This window comes from Micromonospora sp. NPDC051296, from assembly GCF_040682255.1.
GTDB classification, from domain to species: domain Bacteria; phylum Actinomycetota; class Actinomycetes; order Mycobacteriales; family Micromonosporaceae; genus Micromonospora; species Micromonospora craterilacus.
This window is the reverse complement of record NZ_JBFBAO010000584.1, coordinates 1-2,475: the sequence shown is the minus strand read 5'-3', so window position 1 is coordinate 2,475 and position 2,475 is coordinate 1. Positions and strand designations below refer to the sequence as shown.

Annotated in this window: 3 protein-coding genes; 2 read left to right on the top strand and 1 reads right to left on the bottom strand. The window is 70.6% G+C overall.

Annotated features, from left to right (window positions below):
• Positions 1–163 precede the first annotated feature (163 nt).
• On the bottom strand, positions 164–952 hold the full coding sequence (locus AB0M52_RS33195) for a D-Ala-D-Ala carboxypeptidase family metallohydrolase (RefSeq protein ID WP_363961806.1): 789 nt from the start codon (positions 950–952) through the stop codon (positions 164–166).
• A gap of 303 nt (positions 953–1,255) precedes the next feature.
• On the opposite strand from AB0M52_RS33195, the gene AB0M52_RS33190 reads away from it, so the two are divergent.
• Together AB0M52_RS33190 and AB0M52_RS33185 are read left to right on the top strand one after the other, a co-directional pair.
• Positions 1,256–1,885 carry a hypothetical protein gene (locus AB0M52_RS33190; RefSeq protein WP_363961805.1) on the top strand — a complete coding sequence of 210 codons (630 nt, stop codon included), beginning with the start codon at positions 1,256–1,258 and terminating at the stop codon, positions 1,883–1,885.
• Between the two features lie 36 nt (positions 1,886–1,921).
• The gene (locus AB0M52_RS33185) at positions 1,922–2,386 is read left to right on the top strand and encodes a PPOX class F420-dependent oxidoreductase (RefSeq protein ID WP_363961804.1); all 465 of its coding nucleotides are present in this window, start codon (positions 1,922–1,924) and stop codon (positions 2,384–2,386) included.
• Positions 2,387–2,475 lie beyond the last annotated feature (89 nt).

The window sequence follows — 2,475 nt, the reverse complement described above, 5'->3', positions numbered from 1 at the left end:
TCAACGCGCCGGGCGGCGCCGGCGCGGGTTTGCGGACGAATCCGGTGGACGTGGCCGCGACGCAGGTGCGGGCGAGTGAGAGCGGCTCGCCCGCCGGCGGTACGACGTCGGCCCGGAGCGCGCGGTTCTTGCCCCCGCCCGCGCCCGGGCCGGCGTCGCGACCTCAGCCGTTGCTGGCGGCGATCTCGCAGTTGGGTGCGGCCTGGTAGGTGGTGTTCGGGCTGCGGTCCCGGTTGTTCTCCCGCCGGGAGTCGAGGTGGACGTGGTTGTTGTGGCCCTCGACGCCGGGGCCGAGGATGCCGGTGAAGCCGTGGTCGCGGGCCTCGCGGGCGATCTGGCAGAGCGACCTGTTGCGCGAGACGACATCGGCGGCGCCGCCGTACAGGTGCTGACTGTCCGTCGCCCCACCCACCTGGCTGTTGCAGGCGCGGCTGCGGAAACCGCTGCTGACGATCAGTGGCCGGTCGCCGAGGCTCTTCCGAAGTGCCTCCAGCTTCCACATCGTATGGAGGGCGTTCTGCCGGGTCTCGGCGGCTGTCAGGGGGCCGCCGGTCCACCCGCCCCGGCCGCAGCCGTCGTCCATCTCGCTCCAGCTGAAGTGCCGGGGCGTGCAGTCGTTGTCCTGGAGTTCGTACAGCTTCGCGAAGGTCTGCGGCCCGGCGATCCCGTCGACCCGCAGGCCGTACGCGGACTGGAACCGGCGTACCGCGGCGGCGGTCTTCGGGCCGTACCGGCCGTCAAGCTCCACGATGTTGCGGTTGCCGGCCCAACCGGCGACCCGCAGTTGCAGCTCACGCACATCGCTGCCGGAGCGTCCCTGGTAGAGGTTGCGGTTCCAGGTGTAGCAGGCATCGGCGTGGGCTGCCGGCGCGGCGACCACCGAGGCGATCGCGGCGCCCGGCAGGGCCAGGGCAAGGGCGACGACAGCCCGCTTCAAGTTATGTACGCGCACAGAAGTCCTCCCGATATGAGAGTGAATGGGATGGAGTACGAGACTTAGAGCGGGTCGTCCCGCAAAATCCACCATCGCAGCTGAGCGGCGGATCAGTGGCGATTAACGAGAATTGTTCTCACGACTCGCCGTACCTGAGGATCAGCTGGGAATTCTGCCGTTTTGCGAACCGGGCAATCGCCCCTGCGTTGCCGCAGAGGCGTTAATACCGCGCGGAAAGTCGCAGTCGGGCGCACCGAGGGTGATGTTCCCGGGCCCAGGCGGGCCGGTAACGTCAGCGCGGGCGACGACCGGGAGGTGGGCGTGGCGCGCGGTGGCATCTTCTGCGTCGAGGGTCAGTGGCACCGGGATCTCAACGAGCGCGGATCCGTGCTGCCCACCCTCGAACTGCTGGAACGGCTGGGCCGGGTTCGCTTCATCCACAAGGACGCGGCCACCCGGGACGAGCTGTTCTACTTCCTCGACCGCTGGCTGCTGAAGCAGTACGCCGACTACCGGCTGGGCTTCTTCGCCATGCACGGCGAGCCGAACCGGCTGTGCCTGACCGACTGGCACTCGGTCGAACTCGCCGAGATGGCCGAGCGGATGGCTGGGCGCTGCGAGGGACGGCGGCTCTACTTCGGCAGCTGCTCGGTGCTGCGCGCCTCCGAGTCGGTGCTGCGCGAGTTCCTCGACGTCACCGGTGCGGCGCTGATCTGCGGCTTCACCCGCGAGGTGGACTGGGTCGAGTCGGCGGCGTTCGAGACCGTCCTGCTCGACGTGCTCGCCAACGGCCAGCGGCACAATGCCGCCGAGCTGCGCATGGGTTCGGCGCACTGGGCGCCGCTGGCCTCGTACCTCGGCTTCCGGGTCATCTACGCCAACGGCCGGGCCTGGCGGCCGTCGGTGCGCCCCCGGGTGCCCAGCCAACCGTCCGCCGACCGTCCCGCCTGACGGGCTGGCTGGCCTGACGGCTGGTAGAAACGAACGATGCCACGCACGATCGCTCGCAATTCCCGGGTCGACCGGGACGGCCTCATCGAGTTCCTCCGCCCCCGGCACCGGGTGGTGCTGATGACCACCCGCGCCGGCGGGCGCCCGCAGTCCTCGCCGGTCGCCGCCGGGGTGGACGCCGCCGGGCGGCTGGTGATCTCGACCTACCCCGAACGCGCGAAGGTCGCCAACATCCGCCGCGACCCGCGGGTGTCGGCGTGCGTGCTCTCCGACGACTGGAACGGGCCGTGGGTGCAGATCGACGGCACCGCCGAGGTGCTCGACCTGCCGGAGGCCCTCGAACCGCTGGTGGAGTACTTCCGCAGCATCTCCGGCGAGCACCCGGACTGGGACGAGTACCGGCAGGCGATGGTGCACCAGGGCAAGTCGCTGATCCGGGTCACCATCACCTCGTGGGGCCCGGTGGCCACCGGCGGCTTCCCCGCCCGGCTGGCCGACTGAAGCGGGCGGGGTGCGGCTTTCGAACCGCTGCACCTGTGGCGCGGAGGCCCGGATCCAACCGATCCGCAGCCCGCCCCAGAACGGCTTGC